The organism is Legionella bozemanae (genome assembly GCF_001648595.1).
In the GTDB taxonomy this organism is placed as follows: domain Bacteria; phylum Pseudomonadota; class Gammaproteobacteria; order Legionellales; family Legionellaceae; genus Legionella; species Legionella bozemanae.
Map to the genome: position 1 here is coordinate 113,764 of NZ_KV441807.1, position 24,811 is coordinate 138,574.

Here is a 24,811-nt window from a genome sequence, read left to right on the forward strand (position 1 = left end):
TATAAAAAAGTACTTTATGGCTAACGTTTGATTGATGCCCTTTTTAGCATTAAAAATCCAGCTAATCCTGATATAAAAGAACCAAGAACCACCCCAATTTTAACCATTGGCATTAAACTTGAGTCATTATTTTGGTAGGCTAACGTGCCAATAAAAAGACTCATGGTAAAGCCAACGCCACAAATGAGTGCAATGCCATAGACTTGAGTAAGGCTCACCTTATCTGCTTTAAGAATTTGCTTGAACTTAACAAAATAACCTAAAGAGATGAAAATGCCGAATTGTTTGCCAAGAAACAATCCTAATCCAACTCCGAGTACGATAGGATGAGTAAACATCGATACATCAAGTCCTATAAAGGTAACGCCTGCATTAGCAAATGCGAACAGAGGAAGAATTAAAAAAACAACCCAATGATGTAATCCATCTTCCAAACGAGACAGCATGGATTGTTTCCCCTCATCAGGAATCGTCATGGCAATCACAATCCCTGCAAGGGTTGCATGAACGCCTGATTTTAATACCGCAATCCACAAAGAAGCTCCAAAAAGCATGAAGACCGAGATATGACGACATTTGAAATAATTTAAGCCAATCAAAATCAAAGTAAACAATAAAGCGAGTGAAAGCGAGAGTAACGATAAGTTCTCGGTATAAAATAATGCAATAATAATAATGGCTGCAATATCATCAAAAATAGCGATTGCGGTGAGTAAAATTTTAAGTGAAAAAGGAACGTTAGAGCCTAAAAGAGATACAATCCCTAAAGTAAAGGCAATATCAGTGGCAGTGGGGATTGCCCACCCTTTAAGATACACTGGATTGTGAGCGTTAAAGAAAATAAAGATTAATGCTGGAAATATCAATCCGCTTAATGCCGTAAGGGCAGGAACTAAAAGGTTTGTTTTGTTACTTAAAATTCCGCGATTGATTTCCCGTTTTATTTCAAGACCAATCAATAAGAAATATATGGCCATTAATCCATCATTAATCCACAAAAGGAGCGGTTTTTTTATAGACAGACTTCCAACAGAGACATTGCCACTAATACTTAAAAAATGTTCATAACCCATACGATAAGGGGAGTTAGCAACAATTATTGCAAGTACTGCAGCAATGAATAATAGAGTCCCGCCAAGAGTTTCTAAGTTGTAAAAGGAATCCGATTTTTTCATGAATTTATTTTATAATTTATTAAAAAAATTAAGTGTACCCGGTATTGCTATTCGGTACAATTTGCGGTTCACAGGGATTTGATTTACCTATCATTTCTACTATTATTATTGGGAGTCGATTATCCAGTGTATGACTCAATTTAGAAAAGAGGAATTTTTCGAATAACCGCTCATTATTCTGATACTTTTAACATAGGGATTAAGCATGCCCCATCTTGGGACAATTATAACGGATTTGGCATGGCCCATTAGCTTGGTTATCGCTTGGATTTTTGGAGAAATTGGATTTCGATGGGCGAAACTACCTCATATCAGTGTTTATGCAATGATTGGCTTTATTCTTGCACCAACTCAAATGGGATTATTACCAAAAAGCGAAACTTCATCCATTTTATTTTTAGCAAATATTGGTTTTGGACTGATTTTATTTGAATCTGGATATCGAATAAATTTACGATGGTTTTTTAATAACTTATGGATTTTTGCAACCAGTTTTGCGGAAGCGGCACTAACTTTTGTGTTGGTTTATCTGGTAACAAAATACTTTGGGTTAAATCAATCTAAAAGTCTGTTGTTAGCAGCACTATCCACAGCTACCTCTCCGGCAACCATTATTCGCATAATTCATGAACAGCATAGTTCTGGACAAGTAACAGAGCGTACTCTTCATTTGTCAGTATTAAATTGTATTTTTGCGGTATTTCTTTTTAAGGTTATTATTGGTTTGGTCATTTTTAGAAACTCTGGCGATTTATGGGACGCAATTTCTCAGAGCTTAATTGTTCTATTAATCTCAACTAGCTTAGGAATCCTATTTGGAGTGGTTCTACCTACTCTTCTTAAAACGTTTAAAAATACGTGCAGTGACAACACACTCGCATTTTCAATTGCACTAATTTTATTAGTAGCTATAACACATTATTTTAAACTTTCCCCAGTACTAGCAACTCTAACCTTTGGGATTGTGTCTCGGCATGGTCGTATTGTATTTAACTCTTCTCAACGTGGATTTGGTACGTTAGGCGATTTATTAACCGTTTTATTATTTGTATTTATTGCAGCACAAATCGATTGGCATCTAGTGGCGAACGGATGGGCTCTTGGATTATCTATTATTCTTGTTCGGCAGTTAGCAAAAATTAGTGGCATTAGCTTACTTGCTTATTACAGTGGAATCTCCTTGAAAAAGGGCCTACTTACAGGGGTTGCAATGGCGCCAATTTCTGTATTTGTCATCTTAATATTAGAACAAATTCGGTATATAGGGCTCAATTTAGTTGAGACTCTAGCTCCACTGGCAGTGGTTGCAATTAGTTTAGAAGTTATAGGTCCAATTATGGTTCAATATTCGTTTTATTTTGCAAAAGAGACTCCAGCAACAAAGGAGAGATAAAATGCCTTTGGAGGTATTTAATGATTCCAAGCTCTTGACCATGGGTGTTGAGCTTGAATTGCAATTAGTTAGTCTTAGTGATTATGATTTAACGGATTCCAGTCCTGATTTGCTGGAATTATTAAAACGTCATCCATTTCCAGGCGCTTTTACGCCTGAAATAACTGAAAGCATGATCGAAGTTTCCACTGATGTTCATAGTGATTATGAGCAACTTTTAAAGCAATTGTTGGCTATTCGCGACAATTTAATATTCGCTGGAGATAAGTTGAATATTGGGATCTGTGGTGGTGGATCACATCCATTTCAATTATGGTCAGAGCGAAAAATATTTAACAAATTACGGTTTATAGAGGTATCTAAACTTTACGGGTACTTATCCAAGCAATTCACTATATTTGGTCTACATATTCATATTGGCTGTACTTCCGGAAAAGAAGCTCTTTTTCTACTTCATAGTTTGAATCGCTATATTCCACATTTTATTGCCCTATCTGCTTCTTCTCCTTTTGTACAGGGAAAGGATACTATGTTCAACTCCGCACGACTAAATTTCGTTTTTGCATTTCCTTTAAGCGGTCGAGCACCCTATGTATTAGATTGGGAACAATTTAATACATATTTCGCCAAAATGGAGCGAACTGGCATAGTTCATAGTATGAAAGACTTTTATTGGGATATTCGCCCAAAACCTGAGTTCGGAACAATTGAATTACGTGTTTGTGATACTCCCTTAACAGTAAATCGAGCCGCAGCTTTAGCTTCTTATTTGCAATCATTATGCGCCTATCTACTTGAAAGAGAAGAACCTCTTCCAACTGAAGATGATTATCTTGTATACAACTATAATCGATTTCAAGCGTGTCGGTTTGGTTTGGAAGGGACCATTATTCACCCTAAAACATATGCGCCAATATCGCTACGGGAAGATATACTGACTACGATACGTTTAATACAATCACATGCTGAACAATTAAACGGTATGGGTGCATTGGACCATATAAATAGAATTACCCATCAGGGAAGTGACGCGTCATTTTTGCGACAAACATTTATAGAGCAAACAAGTTTAGAAAGTATAGTGGATGCATCATTAAAACAATTTAGATTTTCAAAATAGGGCTTTTGCAACAAGATCTCAGATTAATCTCAAAAAATTTCCTGCTTTTATAATTTATTACTCGAAACATGATTTACAAGTCGGCTTAAAATTAATTGACTCACTTTATTCAATCGCAGCATAATTCTATATGCTTCCGTTTTAAGTATGATTATTATATTCTCACTTAAAACGCTTCATGAGGCATTCTGTAAACAGTTCATTCTAAAATTATCACACGCAGGGTCGCTTTGAGGTTCTATAAGAGGAGCATATAAATGTATAAAAAAATTATAGTCGCATTTGATGACAGTGATACATCGTATTATGCGCTACAAGAAGCAATCAAATTAACAAAGGAAGCGAAAGCAGATTTACTTATTATTCATGTTGTTGAGGAAAACTTCCTGTTTCATGGAGGGCCGAGCTTTGATTATGGAGCTCTTAAAGCCGTATATAGAGAAGAAGGACAGCGAGTTTTAGATAAAGCAAAAAAAGTGATGACCAGTCACTCCTCAATTAAATTTGAAGCCAAACTAATAGAGCTTATATCGTCTCAGGGAAGAATTGCCGAGGTTATAGCTGAAGAAGCAGCAAACTGGCCTGCAGATTTACTTGTTCTTGGAACACATGGCCGACGAGGATTTAGCCGATTATTCATTGGCAGTGTAGCCGAAAATACCTTACGCATTGCAACAATCCCTGTTTTACTCATCCGCAGTCCAGCAACCAGCTAATAAAAATTTTTATGCCGTGAGTATCTCATCAACTGTTGCAAAGTAAATCGATTTTCTTTTTAACTACCCGAATAAAATTATTTACGTGAAATTTTTTTCTTTGCTAATAGCGATGCTTGACATGGGCTTAGAGCTATGCAAAAGATTAAGGTGATCACTACAGTACCCAAAGCAATGAAGATAGGGATTTTAAACCAAGGTGCAATGAGCATCTTGACGCCCACAAAGACTAAAATTAATGCAATTCCATATTTAAGGAGATGGAAACGACGATGCATATTAGCCAATAAAAAATATAATGCGCGTAATCCAAGTATTGCGAAAATATTCGAGGTAAAAATAATAAAGGGATCATTTGTTACTGCGAAAATAGCAGGAATGCTATCTACTGCAAAAATCAGATCACTGACTTCGACAAGAATCAATACAAGGAAAAGGGGGGTAACATACCATAATTGATTGTGGACAATAAAAAATCGTTCACCTTGCAGTTCGTCAGTAATGCGCAGATGCTGGCGCATCCAACGAAGAACAGGATTTTTTGCGAGATCTGGTTCATGTTCGGCAAAGAAAGCCATTCTAATACCTGTAATTATCATCAAAAAGCCAAAGAGGTAAAGTACCCAGTGAAATTGATTCACTATCCATATACCTAGTAAGATAAGAATTAAGCGCATAACGATGGCACCGAGTACTCCATAGATTAGGACTCGTCGTTGATATTCTGCCGGGATGGAGAAATAACTAAAAATCATGAGAATAACGAACACATTGTCGATAGATAAAGATTTCTCGATGAGATATCCTGTGAGAAATTCCAGTGCTTTTTCATTAGCAATTTGTGTGTTGGACGTGTATACAAGATACCACCAAAAGAGCAGGTTAAAAATGAGTGCTAACATGAACCATACAATAGTCCAGGACAGAGCTTCTTTTGTTGAAACGCGATGCGCTTTTCGTCCGCTTAATAAAAACAGATCAATAGCAAGCATCATGATCACAAAGACTAAAAAACCTAACCACATCCACCACTCACTGACTGTAGTCATCTGATCATTCTCTGACACGTAGTTAAATTAATCGGGTGTAGCGCCATAATCCACTTCAACATCGCCCCTGATTTTGCCAATTGAATGGCTTTGTTCATTTTGTTAATTAACGATTCTTCATCAGAAGTTTTGTATTCACTCAGTGTGTCAGGAAAAGTCGGGCACGTATTGAAGATACGCAGTTGTGCTTCGTTATTAGAGGCTAACTTTAGTGCCAACTGTAAGGCTTCTGTTTCATCCTTCACTCCAGGGCTTACAAATAGAATACTATGAAATCGTTGCATTAGTTATTCCTCCTTGAAACGAGTTTGTTTGAAAAGCAATGGTTCAGCATCGTGTTTGAACCATTGCTTTTAAGCCTCTTTAATGTACTGGCCGCCATTCACATCTAGATTAGCCCCGGTGACAAAACCTGAAGTAAGGGAGGCCTAAACGCCCAACTGGTATTGCTGAAATTATAGTATTTAATACGTCTTCTCGCATGGAGCTTAGTATGACGCTCATTAATGAGCGAATTTAAAACATTTATCTTTTACGAAGATGGATCCATTTTAAAAAGTAGTTATAGTAGATAGGACATAATTATGTTTGTATAGTGATAAGAGGATGTTTTTAAGGATATTCTTATGGATGACAATTTATATAAAGAGGCATTACTCAGGCTCGATAATGCCTCTACTCTCGCTTCTCTTGATCCAGAAGCAGTTGAAAAGTTAAAACATGCAAAAGCATGCCTTGAGGTGGCGATACCAGTACGAATGGATGATGGACAATTAAAAATATTTACCGGTTATCGTGTCCATCATAATTCTATACGGGGCCCCACTAAAGGGGGCATTCGCTTCCATCCAGAAGTGAGTCTTTCTGAAATAAAAGCTTTAGCTTTCTGGATGACCATTAAGTGTGCTGTAGTTGGTATACCTTTTGGTGGTGCAAAAGGTGGCGTTATTGTTCATCCGAAACAATTATCACGCCTTGAATTAGAACGATTAAGCCGAAGTTACATTACATCCATAGCAGATTTTATTGGACCTGATTTAGATATTCCTGCCCCTGATATGTATACAAACGCTATGATTATGGGATGGATGATGGATGAATACTCTAAAATTGTCCGTCAAGCAACACCGGCTGTAATTACAGGGAAACCTTTACCGTTGGGTGGAAGCCAGGGCCGAGAAAGTGCTACAGGTTTAGGTGCTTATTATTGTATTAAAGAACTGGAAAAAATAAAAAAATGGCCTCCTCAAAAAATGCGCGTAGCTATTCAAGGTTTTGGAAATGCAGCACAACCGTTAGCGCAATTGTTACATCGAGATGGTTATAAGATTGTGGCGGTTAGTGATTCCAGAGGTGGTATATACCGGGCACAAGGCTTTGATATTCCAAGTATTATTTATGCAAAAAACAAATTTGAACAGGTTCAAGCCGTCTATTGTGAAGATTCAGTTTGCCAAATGGTTAAAGCAACTCAGATAACTAATGAAGAACTTTTAGAATTAAAAGTTGATATTTTAATTTTGGCGGCACTTGAAAACCAAATAACTAAAGAAAATGCGGAAAGAATAAAAGCACCTATCATTATTGAGGTTGCTAATGGACCTACTACAGCAGATGCCGATGATATTTTAAAGAGAAAAAATATTCTCGTCGTGCCCGACGTTTTAGCTAATGCAGGCGGGGTTACGGTAAGTTATTTTGAATGGGTTCAGAATAAATCAGGTTACTATTGGACCTTAGCACAGGTCCAAAGACGTTTACGGGCTATCATATCAAGAGAATTTAACAAAGTTTTTGAGTTACAGGAAGCTTATCAAGTTGACCTGCGTACTGCTGCTTATATTCATGCATTAAATCGACAGGCGGAAGCTGTCACAGCCCAAGGGACTCATGATTATTTTTCCGAGTCTTATTGAAAAAATCTATTTCTGAATACTCTATGAAACGTTGACTAAAATATGCTCGTGCTCGTGTATCAATTTGGTACTATCTAATTCTCTAAAAAATCATTATAAGGGATTGTTTTAACTGCAAAGATTGCGTTTTTATTTGCAAGGAAATATGGCGGCGTAATTGATGATAGGCTCCGTTTCGATTTAATACAACTTGTACGGATTGGAGTTTCATTACATCGCTAATGTAATCTAACAAATAATCACTCCTTAAAACCGCATTCATATCCCATAATACAAGTTTGGTTAGATTGCTCAATGCATTGCAGCTCCATTTGCTTTAATTTGTTTCTCCAACGAACAATGAAGCTAAAAGTGACTTTTTCATAATAACGTTAAGAGTTTTGATCCATATTTTATCTGTCAACCTAAAATTAATGTCCTATTATTAAATCAAGGAGGATAAATATTATTCATACACTTGGGTTTTGAATACATATGATTTCATTATGGCCAATCAAATACTAAGGGTGAATTATGAAAAAAATATTCTTGGCAGTTCTTACGACATTACAAACATCATGGGTATATAGTTCTGATTATTATGGGCCAACCCTCTGTATTTACCCTCAGTATGATTGCTTAAAAGTAGCTCATGGTCATAGTTGGGAAAATCTTTTTCCAGATCCACAACAACGTGATTTAGTTCAGCGGTTGAATCGCAGTTACAATACTCTTTGGCCTGGTAAAGAAATTGCAGTTCCCGTTAATTTGGCGAATTTAAACCTCTTTGATATTTCCCCATTCCAATTAAAAGTTGATGCTGACGGAGAAAAGCAAATTATTGTTGATCAGGAAAAACTGGCTTGGGCTGCGTATAATCACCAGGGGCATTTAGTAAAATGGGGACCTATCTCTTCAGGTCGTGACAAATGTGTGGATAGCCCGAAATCGTGCAGAACACTCACTGGGACATTTCGTGTTTTTAGTAAAGAAAATGAACAGTGTCGATCCAACACCTATGATAATGCCAAAATGCCTTATTGCATGTATTTCCATAAAGGATTTGCTCTTCATGGTTCCAATGACATTCCAGGATACCGTGCAAGTCATGGATGTGTGCGTCTATTTACGGAAGATGCCAAATGGTTAAATCATGAGTTCATTGAATTATCTAGCGAAAATAATGATTTTCTGGGAACTAAAGTCATAATAAAGCCCTTACTTACCAACTCAACAATTCCAACTAAGGCCAAAAGGTAATTTGCCCATCCAATGAACCCATTCACTCAAAGCCAGTTTTATTGTTTTCTAAAATGTGGATTTCATTTACTATAATCATAATAGCAATGGCTCGTTTTGCTAACATAGGTTTTCTCGCATATCCAGCTCAAACTAGCAATGAAAAGAATTGTATAAGGTGTTAGTTGGTGCTTTGCAACCCTCTAGAACAAGACGCCTGTTTCAATAAGAAGCCGTCCTTGCTGTGGTTCGTGCCATTCTGACCAAAGGCAGAACCGCAGTAATATTATTTGCCTCCACAAAGGAAACCTCACCGTGTGCAAAGAAGATGCCTCGTTGGTAGGTTGGTGTTAGCGTTAGCTACCAGGCATTACTGCCAGGACCAATTGATCCCGCCTGTTGTATCAATATATTAGGCGCGACCAGCAATGCTCCAATAGGTATTGAAAACAAATTTTGTTGATAAAGCAACGCCATAAGTCGATGCCGAGTTCAGTAGACCGATACCAGTGTCCTTAGGAACATGAGTAAATTGTAATGAAGGACTAACCGTCAACTGCCCTGAGGTATAAGAATAAATCAAACCATAAATGTGACTGTTATTCTGCGCTAACGGAGTCATTAGACTGGCTGTCATTTGATAAAGATTTACAAAGAGTATTAGAACTTACTGAAAAATTGCTTCCTATCTATTTGCTTTTTGCACATATGCGCTTAGTCAATGCGACGTGCCCTATTGCACTTGGTAGTATTCCGCGAATGAATAATCGAGTTAAAGAAGCTTTTCTGTGGTTTATAAAAAATCTCGGAATTATCCATTAAAATTCCACTGCTAAATCAAATTAATTAAGCTATTAATATTTCCCAGTATATCTCACAATACAGGCAATAACGCCGATAATTTTAGCATCAGTTACTTTATCAATTTTTATATTCCCCCAATTATCATTTTCGGCACGTAATTCAAATGGATTAAATTCTTTTGATAAAACTAGTTGCTTGTATTTTCGTACAATAACCTCATTGTCTTCGTTTAGCTGTGCTACAACTAAACTTCCTGGGTGTGGCTCAGAATTAGGATCAATAATTAAAATATCATTTACTCTCAATTCTGGGTGCATGCTTTCATCTTTCATTTTTAGAGCAAATGCGTTTTCTCCAATATGAGTACTAAGTTCAGCAGAAATAGGTATAAAGTCTATTTTATCTAAATTATGTTCGTTCCTCATCGTTTGAATAAATTCTTTAGCATCACAGGCTTGTTGATGATCAAGTATTGGAATCAACAATCCTAATCCTGGAGTTTTTTGTGGACGTTTCTCATCGGTTAGACACATTAAATAAGCAGGTGAAATATCCAGTGCTTTGGCCAGTTGTTTTATTTCTTCTGGCCCTGGAGTCCTATCACCTCGTTCCCAATTGCTAATTCTTGATTGTTTAAGATCATCCGTTAGCTCCTCCAGAGCTTTTCTTGTTAAGCCCTTTGCTATTCGTTCTTCTTGAATTCTTTGACCAATTCTTTCTTTTATATTCATATTAACCAACCCAATTAATCCCATGTTGTGAAAATATATATTGACATCGCATCAAATAGTGTTAAATTAAAATTATTATTTACACGAATCGTACGATTGCGATGGTTGTTAATAATAAATATACCATAGAAAAAAAATAATAACGAATTTATACACGGATTGAGAGTGAATGATGGATTTTGTAATTAATGATAAAGAACTTGCTACTTTATGTGGGTTACCTCACTTTCAGCAATTGGCTTACCTAAGAGGGATAAGACCATATATGGACGTCAAAACAGGCTTGGTCGGTATTAAGCGTGGAATCAGCTATCAATCAATCGCAGAGCAACTATATATCGAGCCGCATCAAGGAATTAAAAGCGAGAGTTATTCGCGTATGCAAATACGCCGCGCTTTATCTGCTTTAGGGCGTGCAGGGCTTATTACACCACATTCCGAAGGCTTAAAATTAATTTTAAAATGCGAATTAGCCACAAGGGATTATTCTGTCCAAAATAAACTAGACCTAAACCCGACACAGCAACTAGTCCTTGTTAAAAATAAACAATGTCTTATAAATACAGGCTTTCCAGAGACATATTCACTAAAAGCCGACATAGATAAATCGCCAAAAGCCGACACACCTCTAAAAGAAGATAATTATTATATTTTTTTATTATCGCAATTCGAAAAATTTTGGGATTTGTATCCTCTAAAAAAAGCAAAGCAAAAAGCATGGGAAGCATTTCAAGATCTCCATCTCACTGCTGAGTTATTAACGAAAATTTATTCATCGTTACAACAACAAATCCAGTTTTATCAGCAACAGCACAGCCAAGGTCAATGGGTTGCTGCCTGGAAATATCCTGCTAATTGGTTAGCCCAACATTGTTGGGAAGATGAGATTCAAAGTAATACGTGTCAGGAGACAAATAATGCAGTCCATGAAACAAATTATAAGAAACAACCCGTTAGAGACAGCTTCTGGGAGTCCTGTAAATCAGGCCTTGAAGAAGAAATCGATGACAGCAACATCATCGAACTCAGCGTCTATCGAGGAACAACGAAAGCGTATTGATCGGTTATTTTTGAGGTTTGCAGCAATGTATGGACAGGTTTGGCGTAGCCAATTTAAAAGCGATGAATATTTAGTTTTTGTTAAAAATGAATGGCAACAAGGACTATTTGACTATGCAGATAACATCCTTGAGCTAGCGATTGAGTTATGTCGAAAAAATAAAGAATTACCACCAACTTTACCGCAATTTATCGATTTTTGTAAAAACTGCTCTAAGAGAAGTGCATTTTTTGAACGAGATGAATCTCCCAAAAAGAATAACCCTGAAGTGGCTAAAACCCATTTGCAGAAAATAAAACAAATTTTAAATATGAAAATTAACTAAAAAGGAGAAGATGATGTTGAGTTTAACTAGAAGAGTGGGTGAAAGCATTGTTATTGGAGAGGATATATTTATTACGGTTCTGGCATGTAAAGGGAATCAAGTACGCGTTGCTTTTAATGCACCTAACTCAGTACCAATCCACCGTTATGAAATTTATCAAAAAATTCAATATGAAAAGCGAGAGGGTTTTGTCGATCCTACAAAGAAATTCTGTCCATCAATGCAGCAATCAATTCTCAATCACCATTAAATGGGAGCAGAAACATGTCTTTATTAAATCAGTATAGAAGTAACGTGTTAAGCAACATTAACGCTCATACTGGAAAGATTTTAATACTTATTTGCTTGCTTATAATGACACAGGGAAGTTTTGCTGAAGATGCCTTATCTGCTGCTGAGCCTGTGGTAAAAGACACTTACAACGGCTCAATAAAAACCTATCTTTATGTCGGAGAGGCTGTTGCGGCTGTTTGTACCTTAATTTTTACCCGAAATATTAAGACGCTCGGTGCAGTTGGTGGAGTGGCTATTTTTTTAAATGTCGTTGCAATGCTGGCAGGGATTTGAGATGGAGGATCCAAAAAAATACAAAACACCCCAATTTCTCAATGAACCTTATCGATTGATTATTTTTACAATTGATGAGGTCATTGTGGCGGTATTAACACTTTATGTCATTGGTGCTGTTTGTGGTTTCGCCGTTACTTCCCTCGTCTTAACTTGTGCATTTTTATTTCTTCTGAAACGCATGAAGGGGAATGAGGGGCCTTATTTTTATATCCACCTTTTTTATTGGTTTTTTTCTCTATCGCCAAAGTTGCGAGCAACACCACCGTCATGGATTAGAACGTTTTTGGGGTAACCGATGAAAATAGAACAAAAAAAATCAGAGTTAATGAAGGAAAAAAAGACCCGAGTTTTACTCATGGGAATTAGTAGCGTATTACTTGGTATGGCATTCATGCAATCAATTACCATTGTAGCCTTATTGCATTATGCTCATAGCAAACACGAAACTCGTTTTATTCCCCCTAAAATATCTCAAGAATTTACGCTTTCTGGAACAGGTGTATCAGAAGGCTATTTAAGAGATATGACTAATTTCTTAACACAACTTCGTTTTAATGTGACATCAAGCTCGGCCACTTATCAATTTAATGCGCTCTTAGCTTATGTAAATCCCTCATTGTATGGCGACATAAGAGCGCAATTGGTAAAGGAAGTAGAGCTAATCAATCACGAACATTTATCCAGTGTGTTTTATCCATCAACCTTTGAAATTGATATCAAACACTTGAGCGTAAAAGTAATAGGGCAGATGAAGCGTTTTGTAGGCGCCGATTTAATGTCTGATGTTCGGGAGACTTTTTTAGTTAGATATTCCTATGAGTATGGCCTGTTGAAATTAACGAATCTAGAGAAGGTGTAATCATGAAACAAATGGCAATGATATTAAGCCTAGGTTTATTCATAGCAACAGCGCAAGCGGCCCAAATAAAAACGGTTAGAAATTATGAGGATATTTTCATTAATGCCTCAATTAAGGAACCCAATAATCTTGTGTTAGAGGATGATCGTATTCAGCAAATAAAAGCGCCAGGTAACACCTTGATTGATGCATGCAATGGAAAAGCAAATTGCAAGTTAATTGATGATACGACTGGCATTCTAACTTTTTTACCATCGCCACTTTATCACACGCGCGCTTTTACGATTAATTTGCTTACAGAAAAAGGATTTTTTTATAACGTGCGCGTAGAGCCAAAGCCTATTCCATCACAAACAATCGTTTTTAAATCCTATAAAAATCCTGTAATTCGTGCTCGCGCCCCACGTACCTCAAGTTATGAAAAAGTGATGGTTGGTTTTTTACGAGCACTGGTTAACGGGTATTTACCAGAGGGGTTTACTCAAATCATACCCAAAAAGCTTTCTGTATATAAAGGGCAAAAAACACAATTAAAACGTTTGTTAACCGTTCAAGGCAATCGTATGCGAGGTGAAATTTTTGAATTAAAGAACATCACCAATCAGCCTATTGATGCTAAGGAATCCTGGTTTAATTGGCCTGGAACCAAAGGGGTGGCGCTAGCAAAAAATCATTTAGCACCATTTGAAACAACTCGATTGTACAGGATTAGCTAATATGTCTCTTCAACTCAAAAAGCAACAACAAATTCTTTTAGGTATTGTGGTTGGTGTAATAGTGCTTGTGATCGCCTGCTTTGCCTTATTGGGAAACAAGACGGTCAAATCCAAAGAGGTTGATAAGCCCACTTATAAAAAACACAGCTTAGCTAGCCCAATATCGACAAGCACTAATGAATCCCACTGGATTGAAAAAACACAAAATGCCTGGCGCGCCGAGCTTGAAAAATCAGAGCTCCTTGATAAAAACCTTAAAGCGCTAGGTGATGAAAAAGACAAGCAAAGCAAACTCATTAGCAAGCAAAAAGATGAACTTGCGGAAATGAAATCAACGCTTTCTGAACTGAAGCATCAAATAGTTAAGCTACAAATGGAACGCGTAACTCCAGCAGAAAGAACATTAAAAAACAATGAGCTACACAATGGATTATTACCCCGAGCGAATGAAGCAACAGTGAATAACTCTATGGAGATGGATTCAGGATTTATTCAATACACTGCCAAGTTGAATAAAAAAGCCAAGCCACGAATTAAAACACCCAATAATTATGTCTTCTCCAATACCTTTGCTAAAGCAGTTGTTTTACAAGGTGCAGATGCATCTGCTGGAGTTTTAAGCCAGGCCAACCCCGATATTATGATATTTCAAATAATCGATGATGGAATTATGCCGAATAAATATAGGGCACCTCTTAAAGGATGTATGGTAAGTGCCTCTGTAATTGGCGATATATCAAGCGAGCGAGGAAAGTTTCGTACCGAACGATTAAGTTGCATTCATTCCAATGGTACCAATCTCGACATCCAGGTTACTGGCGTCATTTCAGACTCCAAAAACGGAATTCGTGGACGTGCCGTCTGGCGTGATGAGCCGATGGTGAAAAAAGCGTTTTGGGGTAATTTCTGGGAAAGCATGGGTAATATTGGTCAGCAATATTCCACAGATTACAGCACTTCTGCTCTTGGAAGTGTGGCAACAATCCAACCTGGAAAAATTCCCCTCGCAGCTGTTTCTAGCGGTGGATCGGGTGCGGCCAAAATGTATGCGCAGTACAACATCAAGCGTGCTGAAATGTACCATCCGATTATTCAATTGCCACCAATGGTTACAGTAGATGTAACTTTTCTAAAAGGTTTTTGGCTTGATGGAGGAACTGATACTAATGCACCTGACCAACCAGAAGACAACCAAAACTCCAAAGGCGTTTATGAAGTGACGTCAGAGTCTGAAACTGCTGAAGAAAAAGCTGCTAATCAATTTTTCTATAAAAACCACTCTTTTTAAGGATGTAAAGAACATGAAGATTTTAATTGCCTTATTACTGTTGCCCTGTGTTGTTTTAACAGGTTGTACCAAATTGAACGAGGACTTTGATTGTCCAGCACCAAATGGAGGTTCGTGTAAACGTATGGATGAGGTTTATGACATGGTGAATGGTAAGGGTAAATTAGCTGTAGCCCCTAGCCGAAATCCTTTAGTGATTGACGGAAGACCAGGCCAGCCTGTGCGTTATGGAGAAGGGGTGATGTCTCTTTGGATAGTTCCTTATGAGGACACTGATGGCAATTATCATCAAGCCAATCGGGTCTACAGTGTTGTTAAAGAAGGACGATGGGTGCATCAGCCACAATCCGTTTCAAAATAAGGAGAGCCCTCATGTTGTTTGCACTAAAAAAAGCACGTCTTGCCGTTAGAAATACAAGAGCTACTTTAAGTCATGCGACAAGCTCACTAGTGGAAACTGTGCGAGAAGAGCTTGGCATGACGGATGCGCATCATAAAAAACAAATTGAAGCGCTGTTAGATACCTATTGTTTGTCACCTTATTTACCGGATGAGGTTTACGATTCGGAGGCAGATATTTATCCCTACAAACAGGCTTCTCATATGATGTTTGAATGCTCAACACTGATTGGTGCCAGTGAAGAAACAGTAACTATTCTCACCAGTATATTAACGGATATTTTGCCTCCCGACAGTTGTTTTCATGCCTTGTTTTGGGCATCGCCTAAGGTTGGTCACATGATTGATGAAATGGAGAGTCAGCGCAGTCAAGGCAGTGAGGTGTTAAAAGCTCTGGCTCATCGACGAGCTGAATTTTACCGCAAAGGAGTGTATGGCTCATTAACTAAAGAAAGCAATTTTGTATTGCGTGATTTTCGACTTTTCTTATGTATTTCAATACCGCGAAAGTCCATAGAGGACGATCGTTTATTACTTGGCAGTTTGCGCGAAGACATTAGCAACAATCTAAAGTCAGTCAACATTGTGTGTAAGGAGCTCTCTGTTGAACAAGTGATTAGTTTAAAGCGTGAGTGGTTATTTCCAACAGAGAGTTTGTATGAAGAAAAAATAAATTATGATGCTCATACTGAAATTCGCTTCCAGCTTACTGACATTGAAGCAAGAATGCGTGTTAAGTCGAATCAAATAGAGATTGAGCGAGAAGAAGACACCCGCGTTATTAAATGCTTGTCTGTAAGGCAGTATCCTAAATCTCCTATGCAATGGCAGATGGGTGATTTATTTGGAAAAATGTTTAATACCTCTTTGCAAATAAGTTGTCCTTTTCTTTTTAGCTTTGCAGTACGAGTTAAAGATAAAGACAAGGTTATGGCCACATTAGATGCCAAGTATGCCGATGAAGGCCAAAATGCCAAACAGCCCTTTATTGCTAAATGGGTCAAGAATTTTAACAAAAAATACGCAGAAATCGAGGAATTAAGAGAGCGATTGAGTTGCGATGACTCTTTGGTTGATTCTTATTATAACGTTTTATTGTTTACAACACCTGATAATGTCCGTCGCGATGTACGACGGGCTAAAGATGTATTTCGTGGCAACCAATTTGATTTGCGTACGCCAACGGGCTTGCAGCTGCAAACACTTCTGGCATCCATGCCATTTGCACCAGCTGAAGGCATGTTTGATGATTACAAATCATTTGGGCGGGTAAGACCTTTAACCAGTTTTAATACAGTTAACTTATTACCTATCCAGGGAGAGTGGAAGGGTTCAGGGCGATTTGCTCAAGTCTATCCACAAAGACGAGGACAATTTACCGCTATTTATTTTTTTGACAACGTAGTCAGAAACTACAATGTTGCCATTGTTGCACCGCCTGGAAAAGGGAAATCATTCTTAATGAATGATTACATCCAAAGTCTGTTATCCCAGGGGGGATTTGTTTATATCATTGATGTAGGCGGCTCCTACGCTAAATCGTGTGAGATGTTGAACGGACAGCTCATTGATTTTAATCATGATACAGAAATTAGCTTAAATCTCTTTTCAACAATTGATGCAACAGTCAAAAATGATACTGCGTTTAAAGACGTGCACAACCAGTTAATTCAGCTCGTTGGTATGATGGCAAGACCATCGGGTAACATCAGTGATGAAGAACGAAGCCATATTGAGAAAGCCATTGAAGCAATGTGGCGACAACACCGCAATGATACAACAATCACTCTTATTGCTCATCACTTAGAAGCGAGTCACGATCCTATTTCTCAAAATATTGGGAGGCTGTTGTACAGCTATACTAAAAACGGTCGTTATGGCAATTATTTTGAGCCACCTTGTTCACTGGATTTTAAAAGAAACTTAGTCATTTTAGAGTTGGGTGGCCTTGATGGGAATAAGGACTTACAACGCATTGTATTGAAAATCTTAATGTACCAAATCACCAATGCGATGTATTACACGCCAAAGCATATTCCCAAAAGCTGTTTAATCGATGAATCCTATGAATTGCTTTCAGATAATGGCACGGGCGGCAGTGCTAACTTTGTTAATGAGGGTTATCGACGTGCGCCTAAATACGGTGGAAATTTTATTACAGTGACTCATGGTTTAGATGATTATGAGAATAATCCAACTGCCAAAATGTGTTACGACAATGCCTATTATAAAATCTTTTTAGGTGCCTCCAAAAGTACGATTGATACTCTAAAAACGAGTAATCAGTTGGATGCTTATGGTGAGCGTTTAATTCGAAGTCTGAAAATTACCAATGAATACTCTGAGTTCTTAATGATGTGTGAAGAGAATTCAACAGTGCATCGTTTGATTGTCGATCCCTTCTCACGGGTACTCAATACTACACGTGGTCCTGAAGTAGAAGCCTTGAAACGATTAATGGCAACAGGCTTGCCATTGGCTGATGCAATTTCCAAGGTTGCTCAGGAGGTCTATGGTTATGTTTAAGACAACCAAAGTAGCTATACTTGCTTCATTCTTCACCAGCCTCTTAGTTAACGGGATTATTTATAATGTTTTGAGGCGGCCAGAGATTGCAAGCGTTGATATCCTGGCAATTACCTCTCAATTCATCAAAAAAGAGGCTCAAAAAAATCATTCGAGCCTTGAAAAAAATTTAGTAATCAAAGAATTCTCTCACCGATTGGAACAGGCTTTGAACGACTTATCGCGTTCCAAGTCGTTGATTTTAGTCCCAAGAGAAGCCGTAATTAAAGGGAGTCCTGACTATACAAACGTTCTAATGGATAGAGTTGGTTTGGAGTCTAAATCGTGAGACCGCTTCTATTAATTATCTGCTTGCTTTATCTACCCTCGGTTGGCGCGAAGGATTTTGGAGTTTTAGGAAAAACCTTCGTAATCGCTGAAATGGATTTTTTAGAGTACATCCAACAAAAAATGGCTGATATGCAGGCCAATGGTGAATGGAAGGCGGTTCAGTCTGAATTTAAAAAACGAGTAAAGGAGCATTTAGCACGCCCAACACCTACACATTTACCCAGGGCAGAGGCAGATAAAGAGTGGTTATTTAATCCATCAGTTACTGTGCCTTATGATGTGAAGGACAATCTCGGTGAAGTAATCGTAAAGCTTGGCACAGTAATTAACCCATTGGAGAAAGTCAGCTTAAACAGCACACTTCTTTTTTTTGATGGCGATGATGAAGCGCAAGTGTCATGGGCTGCGCAAGAGCTAAGACAGCATCAAAAAGTCAAATTAATTCTCACTTCAGGTTCAGCAAAGGATATTGCCAAGCAGTTTAAACAAGCCATTTATTTTGATTTAAATGGATTTTTGGTAGCCAAATTTCAAATAAAGCATTTGCCGGTTAGGGTCATTCAGGCAGGGAAGCATCTATTAATTAAAGAGGTGAGCCTATGAAGCCCATTTTTATATTTTTTGCTTTTATTATTACTGGATTAGCAGAAGCAGGATCGTGTCACGGTCGCTTTGTTAATCCAATCACTGATGTGTGTTGGTCTTGCTTGTTCCCCTTAAGTTTAGGGCAAATCAACCTTATTTCTTCGAATCATTTACCTGACACTAAAAATCCTAAGTTGCCAGTTTGCGAATGCCCAGGAAATCCTATCCCTCGTCTGGGGTTAACGATTGGCTACTGGGAGCCTGTCAACTTAGTCGATGTTACCCGTACTCCTTTTTGTTTGGTTAATTTAGGAGGAATCTCCTTAAATTTTGGCAAGTATTATCGCAAGGGTACGGTTGAAACTGACAGCAATTTGTCCAATCAATCCTTTTATCATGTGCACTGGTACAAATTTCCTTTGATGTATTGGCTGAATGTATTAACCGATGGCATTTGTGTTGAAAAAGGCGATTTTGATATTGCTTACCCCAGCGAATTAGATGCGATGTGGAATGATGATGAGTTGGGTTTTATTATCAATCCTGAAGCCGTATTGTTTGGCAGTTTACCAGCACAAGCAGCTTGTGCTGCTGATGCGAGTACCGCTTTACTGGGTAGTGCCATTGATAAACTCTTTTGGTGTGCAGGAGCCCAAGGAAGTATGTATCCTTTAACTGGGCATGTACAAGAACACGTTGGCGGAGTTCAAGCCTCAGTCTTATTATCAGAACGCATGAATTACAAGCTGCACCGCCAAGGCTTACTGGAAGATTCGGTAGGGCTTGATGATTCAACAAGCAGCACAAAATCCATTTGTCATACTCACTACTCACCAATTTTACCCAAATCACGTTACCGCTATCAGATGGTCAATCCCTTACCAACAACGCATGCTTGTTATCCCTTGGGACGTGCTACGAGTTTATGGGAGGCAGGTCACGAATATCCCCTTAAGGGTGAGGATTTTGGATATTTGATTTTTCGTAAACGCAATTGCTGCGCCTTTTAACGATTAGGAGCTGAAATGTACCCCATATTTTTAGTTGTAATATTCTTGTTTTCAGCGAGAGTGTTTGCAGCAGATGAAGCATATATTGCTTCAATTGAATCAAATGCTCGGAATCGTGCTAACGCGTTTACTCAAGAAGTAAAACAAATCAGTAAAAACCTTAAGTCATCAGAGAAATCAGGACAAATCGATGAGTTTACCCAAGCCCCTAAAGCACAAGAGTCGATAGCCACTCACTTGAAAAAAGTCAGCCAGGTACTGGTGTTTTTATCATTTTCGATGCCTGAACGAAGTCTGCAAGCTTGGCTTTTACAATGCAAACAAAGTGGTGCAACTCCGGTGATTCGTGGGTTGATTCATAATTCGTTTAAAGAAACGATGACTGCAATCCAGAAGTTAAGCAAAAAAACAGGGATTGGAATGCAATTGGATCCGATTCTTTTTAACACTTTTGCTATAACTGCGGTTCCTGCCGTAGTTTATGTCAAAGACATACCTCTTTGTCCTGCCAATATGAATTGTAAGCCAGTGGACTACGACAAACTTTATGGCGATGTATCTCTAGATTACGCTTTGGAAAAATTGGCGAGCAACCAGTCCATAGATGATCCTGCGTTACATCAAATGCTTCTTCGGTTAAAAGGAGCGCAAGTCAGATGAAACATTTCATTTTTATTTTTTTGATCTTAAGCTCACAAATTAACGCGCTTGATTTGAAGCAAGCCTATCAAGAGGGGGCTCAGACAGGAAAAAATCATGCGAATCAATCCATTGATCTACTTAAAGCACTTGATCTGAATCAATTCCCTGGCTATCAAGCGAATCTGTCGCAAGAACATTATTACAGTGGAGTCACTCAGGAAAATACGGGTCTTGAAACGGATTCACAAAAAGGCGTGATGGATAATGAGTCAGGAAAAGCAGTTCATGAAGGCTTTAATCACCGACCTTTACAACAAGTAAATCCAGCCTCCAATACCATGCAAAAACTGAATCAAATTGCGGAAAATGGGGATGCTATTATACGGGGCCAGAATACGGATAAAACCACCTGCTCTTTAAAACCCAAAGAATGTCACTATTCTTGGCAGGAAAAAACATGTTTGACGAGTAAAGGATTAGGAGCACTACATTGTGCAAGAAACCTCCGTTTAGAAGTCTCAGCCTATAAAACAGAAAGCTATACTTTATATCTGCGCAAAAATGGAAAGAGAACCAAACCTTTTCAGGTCTTAGTCAATCTTACTCAAGGCGATACTTGCCAACAAGGTAAAAATCCTTGCTATACGATTTATAAAGATCAAGTAACAGTCCCTGCGATTAAATTACCTGAGCATTGTGCCTTGGTTAAAGTAAATATTGTTGATGCAAAGGGGCTGGTAGTGGTGCAACAAACTGCTAATTGTGCTCAACCATCCTTAACGGTATCTGTGGGGAAGTGTCGATATGGACGTTGCACAATTCCTTATTTTCATTCCGCAACCATGACCGTAGAAATATATGAAAGAAAGGAATATTGGGATGATCAGTGCAAGCATTTAAACAATAAGGAACAAGAGGAATTATGCCACATTACAGAACCCTTAACCTGCACAGAGCCTAACCAAACACGAATTATTGGAGAAATTCCATTTACACGCCCTTGCTGGAAAGAGAGAGCAACCTATAAGTGTGGTGATGAGGGACAGAACACTTGTGGTGGTATGATTAATGAAGGATGTGAACAAACTGCTTCAATCTGTTTAAAGGAGGATGGTGGTCGTTGCAAAACCTATCAGCAAACTTATCAATGCCCGCTGAACCAATGCACTGAGAATCAATTACTTTGTGGTGATAGTGCATTTTGTCTTGAGGGTGATTGTGCAACACATGAATACATTCCCGCTAATGAAAATGATTTTAAAAAGGCCATGTCTACATTGTCATCGGTATCTGATGCATCGAAAGACTTTGATGTAAATGCTAATTATATTTTTAAAGGCAAATTGCTTGAATGTTCAACAACAATGCTCCACTTTAAAAATTGCTGCAGTGATTCGGGGTGGGGTATTGATTTGGAACTAGCCCATTGTAGCGATAGTGAGAAGAAATTGGGTAAAGCCCGAGAAAACAAGCTGGTTGTTCCTACAGGTCATTATTGTTATAAACGCAGAAAATTCCCTGGTGGTTCCGTATGTACTGATACCCATGAAACCTACTGTGTCTTCCAATCTAAATTAGCCCGCATTGTTCAAGAGCAAGGACGACGGAATCAATTGCATATAAGTTTTGGCAAAGGGAAGCACTCTAATTGCTCAGGTATTACGCCTGAGCAAATGCAGCTTATTCATTTTGAAGCGATTAATTTTTCTGAATTTTACGACGATGTAAAAAACAAGATGAAAAAACCTGATTATGGACAAACAGCTAATGGAATAAGTCAGCGTCTTAAAGAGATTTATAACCAGGGAGATATTAATGGCTAGGTTGTTTTTTGTCCTTTTGATTAGTGTCAGCCCATTTCTTTGTGCACAACATTCTTATCTTAACGAGCATGAAGCTGGTTGGTACTGGCATAAAGATCCAAAAGTACACTCTAAAAAGAAAAAACAGGTGGAACCTACGGTGGTCAATAGACCTGCTGATCCTGATAAAACATGGAAACTAATAGGCGCGCGAGTACAGCGCGCTCGTGCACAAGCTATTTTAAATCCAACTACTGCAAATATAGCCAGAGCAAGGAGACTGCAACGCTTGCTTGTCGCACAGGCTAATCTTTTTTCTGAAAAGTGGATGCTCGACTTGTTAATAAATCCAGATCAGGATGAAAGTCTTGTTAATCCCAGCAGCAGTGCAGCTCGTGATATCTATAACCAGCAAAACAGTATGCAAAAGGAGCGAGCTATTGCGCAAATTAGCCAGTCATCGGGATTGCTGTATTTCTATAAAGGTGGTGAGCCTTTCAGTGAGCGTATGGCGGAAGTTGTGAGTGATTTTGCCAACAGTTATCACATGACAGTCATTCCAATTGCCATGACCGATCGTTTTTCTCCATTGCTTCCTAATTCACGAGTGGATGCAGGTGAGGCGAATCAAATGGGCGTAAAACACATTCCTGCTGTCTTTGCTCTTAACCCAGTGTCTAAAAAAACTATGCCTGTTGCTTATGGTCTAATCAGCCAATCGGAACTGAAAGAAAATATCTTAATGGCAACTAATGCTTTTCAATCAGGGGAATACAATGCGCAATAAATCAGTAATTTTAATCGTGTTAGTGATGTTATTTGCGCCCCATGCCTATGCAAATCATGCTGATACAGTACTTTATACGCTTGCCAAACAACAAGGATTTTTCTTTTTTTATAGTTCGAGCTGCCCTCATTGCCAGCGTTTTGCACCTACATTAAAACGTGTAAGCAATCAGTATGGGTTTAGCGTAGTTGCAATTTCGATGGATGGTGGTTATTTATCATCATTTCCTGATGCGGTAATGAATGAAGGGCAAGCCAGGGTATTTCAAGTCAATGTTTTTCCTTCTCTGTTCTTAATTAACCCAAAGGGGCAAATAGCGCAGCTTGTAACAGAAGGCAATATTGATGAAAGTGAACTGATTAATCGCTTACTAAAGATGAGTCAATCTCATAACGAAGAGGTGGCTTTATGAAAAAAATGATTCTGTTTTTTGCTCTGCTAAGCACTATTGGTGCTGGTCACGCTAAATCAATAGGAGATGATTTAACAAGTTATTTTAAAGCACTCAATATGGGCGGGAACATAACACAACCTCATGCTTATCAGGCTCAGCGTGCTGGTTTTTATACGGGCGGTAACCTATATGCCAGAAATAGTGTGCGTAATCTGCAAATTATGCGCTTGAACTGGCCTAAAGTATCCGCGGGCTGTGGCGGTATTGATGCTACATTTGGCGGATTTTCCCACATTAAAGGTAAAGAGTTTGTCGATTTCACAAAAAATATATTGAACAATTCACAAGGGTTAGCCTTTCAATTGGCTTTAGAACAAGCAACACCACTATTAGGTAATGTAGCAACTAAATTGCAAAACGTGGCTACTTGGGTGAATCAATCAGGGATGAACTCGTGCCAAATGTCTGAGAGTGCGGTGCTCGGTTTATGGCCTCGTACTCGGCAAGCACAACAGCATGCTTGCCAATCCATTGGCCAATCCAAGAATCTTTTTTCTGACTGGGCAGAAGCACGGCAAGGCTGTGGTAAAGGATCCAGCAATTACGATTACGACCGTGTGATTAATGAAAACAGCAACAATGAGCAAGTCGTAGACAATACCAATGTGGCATGGAATGCATTAAAGAAAAACGGTTTATTTGCAAATGACACCGAATTAGCTCAGCTTATGATGACTTTATCAGGTACTTTAATTCTTACTCGTGATGCACAAGGAGTACATGTCCAACGTTTGGCTTCTTTAGTAAGTAACAATAATTTAATTGGTGCACTTTTGCGAGGCGGAGAAGTAAAGGTCTATCAATGTGATGAAAAGGTGAAGTGTTTACAACCCACTCTAACCAGTAAAACCATTGATATGAGTCATGGTTTAGAGTCAAAAGTTCGTGATCTGATTTTGGAGATGGCCAGTCACATTAAAGATAATATAGAACAAAGTGAAGCGGCAAAAGGACTGATTGAGTCTACTCAATATCCAGTGATGAAAATGGTCAGCGTGCAAATGGCCTTTATGAAAAACAGCGCGGTGATTGATACCACACGATATTCAGAAGCAATTGCCATTGATATTTTGTTTCAATATTTAAATGAAAACTTACAGCTCATTAAACAAGCAGCGGGGACATTGCAATACCCAGAGTCCATCATGAAAGAATTTCAATCTGATCTCACCCAAGCTCGTCGTGATCTGACGCAAATGGAGGGGACAGCGCATCAACGGATGAGCATGGCGATGCAAATGATTCAAGAAACCCAAACCATCGAGCAAATGCTGGTCGGTGAATTTTCATCAGAGCTCACTCAGTCTTTGAGTTGGGCAAATCAATTGAGGTAAAT

The 24,811-nt window shown here is 38.4% G+C and carries 29 protein-coding genes and 1 pseudogene; 23 read left to right on the forward strand and 7 right to left on the reverse strand.

Features of this window, described 5'->3' with window-relative positions:
• Window positions 1–20: 20 nt before the first annotated feature.
• Window positions 21–1,175, reverse strand: coding sequence for a Na+/H+ antiporter NhaA (gene nhaA / locus A8O27_RS00460; RefSeq protein ID WP_058459473.1), 1,155 nt, complete (start codon window positions 1,173–1,175; stop codon window positions 21–23).
• 205 nt (window positions 1,176–1,380) lie between these two features.
• Between nhaA and A8O27_RS00465 the strand changes: the two genes are divergently transcribed.
• From A8O27_RS00465 to A8O27_RS00475, 3 genes are all read left to right on the forward strand, one after another.
• Window positions 1,381–2,568, forward strand: coding sequence for a cation:proton antiporter (locus A8O27_RS00465; RefSeq protein WP_058459472.1), 1,188 nt, complete (start codon window positions 1,381–1,383; stop codon window positions 2,566–2,568).
• Between the two features lies 1 nt (window position 2,569).
• Window positions 2,570–3,688, forward strand: a complete 1,119-nt coding sequence (locus tag A8O27_RS00470; RefSeq protein ID WP_058459471.1) for a YbdK family carboxylate-amine ligase — start codon at window positions 2,570–2,572, stop codon at window positions 3,686–3,688.
• Window positions 3,689–3,945: 257 nt separating this feature from the next.
• Window positions 3,946–4,404: a universal stress protein gene (locus tag A8O27_RS00475; RefSeq protein ID WP_058459470.1), complete on the forward strand. Its 459-nt coding sequence runs from the start codon at window positions 3,946–3,948 to the stop codon at window positions 4,402–4,404.
• Between the two features lie 77 nt (window positions 4,405–4,481).
• On the opposite strand, the gene A8O27_RS00480 is transcribed toward A8O27_RS00475, so the two are convergent.
• The 3 genes and pseudogenes from A8O27_RS00480 to A8O27_RS19480 form a co-directional block, all read right to left on the reverse strand.
• Complete coding sequence (locus A8O27_RS00480; protein WP_058459469.1) at window positions 4,482–5,453, reverse strand: TerC family protein; 972 nt, start codon at window positions 5,451–5,453, stop codon at window positions 4,482–4,484.
• Window positions 5,450–5,737, reverse strand: coding sequence for a hypothetical protein (locus tag A8O27_RS00485; protein WP_058459468.1), 288 nt, complete (start codon window positions 5,735–5,737; stop codon window positions 5,450–5,452). The genes A8O27_RS00480 and A8O27_RS00485 overlap by 4 nt, the downstream gene beginning before the upstream one ends.
• 69 nt (window positions 5,738–5,806) lie before the next feature.
• Window positions 5,807–5,948, reverse strand: a pseudogene (locus A8O27_RS19480) (acetoacetyl-CoA reductase); the annotation flags it as partial.
• 131 nt (window positions 5,949–6,079) lie between these two features.
• Here A8O27_RS19480 and A8O27_RS00490 point away from each other — a divergent pair.
• A complete protein-coding gene (locus tag A8O27_RS00490) occupies window positions 6,080–7,369 on the forward strand; it encodes a Glu/Leu/Phe/Val family dehydrogenase (RefSeq protein ID WP_058459467.1) in 1,290 nt (429 codons plus the stop codon).
• A gap of 82 nt (window positions 7,370–7,451) precedes the next feature.
• Here the strand turns inward: A8O27_RS00490 and A8O27_RS00495 are convergent, their stop codons facing one another.
• A complete protein-coding gene (locus A8O27_RS00495) occupies window positions 7,452–7,664 on the reverse strand; it encodes a Tn3 family transposase (protein WP_058459466.1) in 213 nt (70 codons plus the stop codon).
• A 218-nt stretch (window positions 7,665–7,882) separates the two neighbouring features.
• Between A8O27_RS00495 and A8O27_RS00500 the strand changes: the two genes are divergently transcribed.
• Window positions 7,883–8,608: a L,D-transpeptidase gene (locus A8O27_RS00500; protein ID WP_058459465.1), complete on the forward strand. Its 726-nt coding sequence runs from the start codon at window positions 7,883–7,885 to the stop codon at window positions 8,606–8,608.
• A gap of 391 nt (window positions 8,609–8,999) precedes the next feature.
• On the opposite strand, the gene A8O27_RS18655 is transcribed toward A8O27_RS00500, so the two are convergent.
• The gene (locus tag A8O27_RS18655) at window positions 9,000–9,209 is read right to left on the reverse strand and encodes an outer membrane beta-barrel protein (RefSeq protein WP_162270509.1); all 210 of its coding nucleotides are present in this window, start codon (window positions 9,207–9,209) and stop codon (window positions 9,000–9,002) included.
• Between the two features lie 232 nt (window positions 9,210–9,441).
• Window positions 9,442–10,122, reverse strand: a complete 681-nt coding sequence (locus A8O27_RS00505; RefSeq protein WP_058459464.1) for a LexA family protein — start codon at window positions 10,120–10,122, stop codon at window positions 9,442–9,444.
• Window positions 10,123–10,294: 172 nt separating this feature from the next.
• Here A8O27_RS00505 and A8O27_RS00510 point away from each other — a divergent pair, with 172 nt between their 5' ends.
• Genes A8O27_RS00510 through A8O27_RS00595 form a run of 18 tightly spaced genes read left to right on the forward strand, consistent with a single transcriptional unit; the run spans window position 10,295 to window position 24,809 of the window.
• Window positions 10,295–11,182: an LvrA C-terminal domain-related protein gene (locus tag A8O27_RS00510; RefSeq protein WP_082642461.1), complete on the forward strand. Its 888-nt coding sequence runs from the start codon at window positions 10,295–10,297 to the stop codon at window positions 11,180–11,182.
• Window positions 11,127–11,507 (forward strand): hypothetical protein, encoded by a 381-nt coding sequence (locus tag A8O27_RS00515; RefSeq protein WP_064115044.1) that lies wholly within the window; start codon window positions 11,127–11,129, stop codon window positions 11,505–11,507. Before A8O27_RS00510 ends, A8O27_RS00515 begins: the two co-directional genes overlap by 56 nt.
• 13 nt (window positions 11,508–11,520) lie before the next feature.
• Window positions 11,521–11,757 (forward strand): carbon storage regulator CsrA, encoded by a 237-nt coding sequence (gene csrA, locus A8O27_RS00520; RefSeq protein ID WP_058459461.1) that lies wholly within the window; start codon window positions 11,521–11,523, stop codon window positions 11,755–11,757.
• A 14-nt stretch (window positions 11,758–11,771) separates the two neighbouring features.
• Window positions 11,772–12,074 (forward strand): hypothetical protein, encoded by a 303-nt coding sequence (locus tag A8O27_RS00525; protein WP_058459460.1) that lies wholly within the window; start codon window positions 11,772–11,774, stop codon window positions 12,072–12,074.
• Between the two features lies 1 nt (window position 12,075).
• Window positions 12,076–12,369: a type IV conjugative transfer system protein TraL gene (gene traL / locus A8O27_RS00530; RefSeq protein ID WP_058459459.1), complete on the forward strand. Its 294-nt coding sequence runs from the start codon at window positions 12,076–12,078 to the stop codon at window positions 12,367–12,369.
• 3 nt (window positions 12,370–12,372) lie between these two features.
• Complete coding sequence (traE, locus tag A8O27_RS00535) at window positions 12,373–12,936, forward strand: type IV conjugative transfer system protein TraE (protein WP_058459458.1); 564 nt, start codon at window positions 12,373–12,375, stop codon at window positions 12,934–12,936.
• 2 nt (window positions 12,937–12,938) lie between these two features.
• Window positions 12,939–13,652, forward strand: a complete 714-nt coding sequence (traK, locus tag A8O27_RS00540; RefSeq protein WP_058459457.1) for a type-F conjugative transfer system secretin TraK — start codon at window positions 12,939–12,941, stop codon at window positions 13,650–13,652.
• A gap of 1 nt (window position 13,653) precedes the next feature.
• Window positions 13,654–14,940, forward strand: coding sequence for a TraB/VirB10 family protein (locus A8O27_RS00545; protein ID WP_058459456.1), 1,287 nt, complete (start codon window positions 13,654–13,656; stop codon window positions 14,938–14,940).
• Between the two features lie 13 nt (window positions 14,941–14,953).
• Window positions 14,954–15,301, forward strand: a complete 348-nt coding sequence (gene traV / locus A8O27_RS00550) for a type IV conjugative transfer system lipoprotein TraV (protein ID WP_058459455.1) — start codon at window positions 14,954–14,956, stop codon at window positions 15,299–15,301.
• Window positions 15,302–15,312: 11 nt separating this feature from the next.
• Window positions 15,313–17,865 carry a type IV secretion system protein TraC gene (gene traC, locus A8O27_RS00555; protein ID WP_235810516.1) on the forward strand — a complete coding sequence of 851 codons (2,553 nt, stop codon included), beginning with the start codon at window positions 15,313–15,315 and terminating at the stop codon, window positions 17,863–17,865.
• Window positions 17,858–18,193 carry a TrbI F-type domain-containing protein gene (locus tag A8O27_RS00560; protein WP_160116298.1) on the forward strand — a complete coding sequence of 112 codons (336 nt, stop codon included), beginning with the start codon at window positions 17,858–17,860 and terminating at the stop codon, window positions 18,191–18,193. The genes traC and A8O27_RS00560 overlap by 8 nt, the downstream gene beginning before the upstream one ends.
• Complete coding sequence (traW, locus tag A8O27_RS00565; RefSeq protein ID WP_058459452.1) at window positions 18,190–18,798, forward strand: type-F conjugative transfer system protein TraW; 609 nt, start codon at window positions 18,190–18,192, stop codon at window positions 18,796–18,798. The genes A8O27_RS00560 and traW overlap by 4 nt, the downstream gene beginning before the upstream one ends.
• Complete coding sequence (gene traU, locus A8O27_RS00570) at window positions 18,795–19,790, forward strand: conjugal transfer pilus assembly protein TraU (protein ID WP_058459451.1); 996 nt, start codon at window positions 18,795–18,797, stop codon at window positions 19,788–19,790. Before traW ends, traU begins: the two co-directional genes overlap by 4 nt.
• 15 nt (window positions 19,791–19,805) lie before the next feature.
• Entirely contained in the window at window positions 19,806–20,450 is a 645-nt protein-coding gene (gene trbC / locus A8O27_RS00575) for a type-F conjugative transfer system pilin assembly protein TrbC (RefSeq protein ID WP_058459450.1), read from the forward strand.
• A complete protein-coding gene (traN, locus tag A8O27_RS00580; RefSeq protein ID WP_058459449.1) occupies window positions 20,447–22,255 on the forward strand; it encodes a type-F conjugative transfer system mating-pair stabilization protein TraN in 1,809 nt (602 codons plus the stop codon). Before trbC ends, traN begins: the two co-directional genes overlap by 4 nt.
• Window positions 22,248–23,021: a type-F conjugative transfer system pilin assembly protein TraF gene (gene traF / locus A8O27_RS00585; RefSeq protein ID WP_058459448.1), complete on the forward strand. Its 774-nt coding sequence runs from the start codon at window positions 22,248–22,250 to the stop codon at window positions 23,019–23,021. Before traN ends, traF (A8O27_RS00585) begins: the two co-directional genes overlap by 8 nt.
• Window positions 23,011–23,433: a conjugal transfer protein TraF gene (traF, locus tag A8O27_RS00590; protein ID WP_058459447.1), complete on the forward strand. Its 423-nt coding sequence runs from the start codon at window positions 23,011–23,013 to the stop codon at window positions 23,431–23,433. Before traF (A8O27_RS00585) ends, traF (A8O27_RS00590) begins: the two co-directional genes overlap by 11 nt.
• Window positions 23,430–24,809: a conjugal transfer protein TraH gene (locus tag A8O27_RS00595; RefSeq protein WP_058459446.1), complete on the forward strand. Its 1,380-nt coding sequence runs from the start codon at window positions 23,430–23,432 to the stop codon at window positions 24,807–24,809. Before traF (A8O27_RS00590) ends, A8O27_RS00595 begins: the two co-directional genes overlap by 4 nt.
• The last annotated feature ends 2 nt before the right edge of the window (window positions 24,810–24,811 follow it).

Bases quoted from the DNA above. Each gene is read 5' to 3' on its own strand.
- A8O27_RS00595 (WP_058459446.1), top strand. From the start codon at position 23,430: ATGAAAAAAATGATTCTGTTTTTTGCTCTGCTAAGCACTATTGGTGCT.
- A8O27_RS00500 (WP_058459465.1), top strand. From the start codon at position 7,883: ATGAAAAAAATATTCTTGGCAGTTCTTACGACATTACAAACATCATGG.
- traN (WP_058459449.1), top strand. From the start codon at position 20,447: ATGAAACATTTCATTTTTATTTTTTTGATCTTAAGCTCACAAATTAAC.
- traF (WP_058459448.1), top strand. From the start codon at position 22,248: ATGGCTAGGTTGTTTTTTGTCCTTTTGATTAGTGTCAGCCCATTTCTT.
- trbC (WP_058459450.1), top strand. From the start codon at position 19,806: ATGTACCCCATATTTTTAGTTGTAATATTCTTGTTTTCAGCGAGAGTG.
- A8O27_RS00505 (WP_058459464.1), bottom strand. From the start codon at position 10,122: ATGAATATAAAAGAAAGAATTGGTCAAAGAATTCAAGAAGAACGAATA.
- A8O27_RS00485 (WP_058459468.1), bottom strand. From the start codon at position 5,737: ATGCAACGATTTCATAGTATTCTATTTGTAAGCCCTGGAGTGAAGGAT.
- A8O27_RS18655 (WP_162270509.1), bottom strand. From the start codon at position 9,209: ATGACTCCGTTAGCGCAGAATAACAGTCACATTTATGGTTTGATTTAT.
- csrA (WP_058459461.1), top strand. From the start codon at position 11,521: ATGTTGAGTTTAACTAGAAGAGTGGGTGAAAGCATTGTTATTGGAGAG.
- A8O27_RS00470 (WP_058459471.1), top strand. From the start codon at position 2,570: ATGCCTTTGGAGGTATTTAATGATTCCAAGCTCTTGACCATGGGTGTT.
- traL (WP_058459459.1), top strand. From the start codon at position 12,076: ATGGAGGATCCAAAAAAATACAAAACACCCCAATTTCTCAATGAACCT.
- A8O27_RS00545 (WP_058459456.1), top strand. From the start codon at position 13,654: ATGTCTCTTCAACTCAAAAAGCAACAACAAATTCTTTTAGGTATTGTG.
- A8O27_RS00490 (WP_058459467.1), top strand. From the start codon at position 6,080: ATGGATGACAATTTATATAAAGAGGCATTACTCAGGCTCGATAATGCC.
- traC (WP_235810516.1), top strand. From the start codon at position 15,313: ATGTTGTTTGCACTAAAAAAAGCACGTCTTGCCGTTAGAAATACAAGA.
- traE (WP_058459458.1), top strand. From the start codon at position 12,373: ATGAAAATAGAACAAAAAAAATCAGAGTTAATGAAGGAAAAAAAGACC.
- traF (WP_058459447.1), top strand. From the start codon at position 23,011: ATGCGCAATAAATCAGTAATTTTAATCGTGTTAGTGATGTTATTTGCG.
- traU (WP_058459451.1), top strand. From the start codon at position 18,795: ATGAAGCCCATTTTTATATTTTTTGCTTTTATTATTACTGGATTAGCA.
- A8O27_RS00480 (WP_058459469.1), bottom strand. From the start codon at position 5,453: ATGACTACAGTCAGTGAGTGGTGGATGTGGTTAGGTTTTTTAGTCTTT.
- A8O27_RS00560 (WP_160116298.1), top strand. From the start codon at position 17,858: ATGTTTAAGACAACCAAAGTAGCTATACTTGCTTCATTCTTCACCAGC.
- traK (WP_058459457.1), top strand. From the start codon at position 12,939: ATGAAACAAATGGCAATGATATTAAGCCTAGGTTTATTCATAGCAACA.
- A8O27_RS00475 (WP_058459470.1), top strand. From the start codon at position 3,946: ATGTATAAAAAAATTATAGTCGCATTTGATGACAGTGATACATCGTAT.
- nhaA (WP_058459473.1), bottom strand. From the start codon at position 1,175: ATGAAAAAATCGGATTCCTTTTACAACTTAGAAACTCTTGGCGGGACT.
- A8O27_RS00525 (WP_058459460.1), top strand. From the start codon at position 11,772: ATGTCTTTATTAAATCAGTATAGAAGTAACGTGTTAAGCAACATTAAC.
- traV (WP_058459455.1), top strand. From the start codon at position 14,954: ATGAAGATTTTAATTGCCTTATTACTGTTGCCCTGTGTTGTTTTAACA.
- A8O27_RS00510 (WP_082642461.1), top strand. From the start codon at position 10,295: ATGGATTTTGTAATTAATGATAAAGAACTTGCTACTTTATGTGGGTTA.
- A8O27_RS00515 (WP_064115044.1), top strand. From the start codon at position 11,127: ATGACAGCAACATCATCGAACTCAGCGTCTATCGAGGAACAACGAAAG.
- A8O27_RS00465 (WP_058459472.1), top strand. From the start codon at position 1,381: ATGCCCCATCTTGGGACAATTATAACGGATTTGGCATGGCCCATTAGC.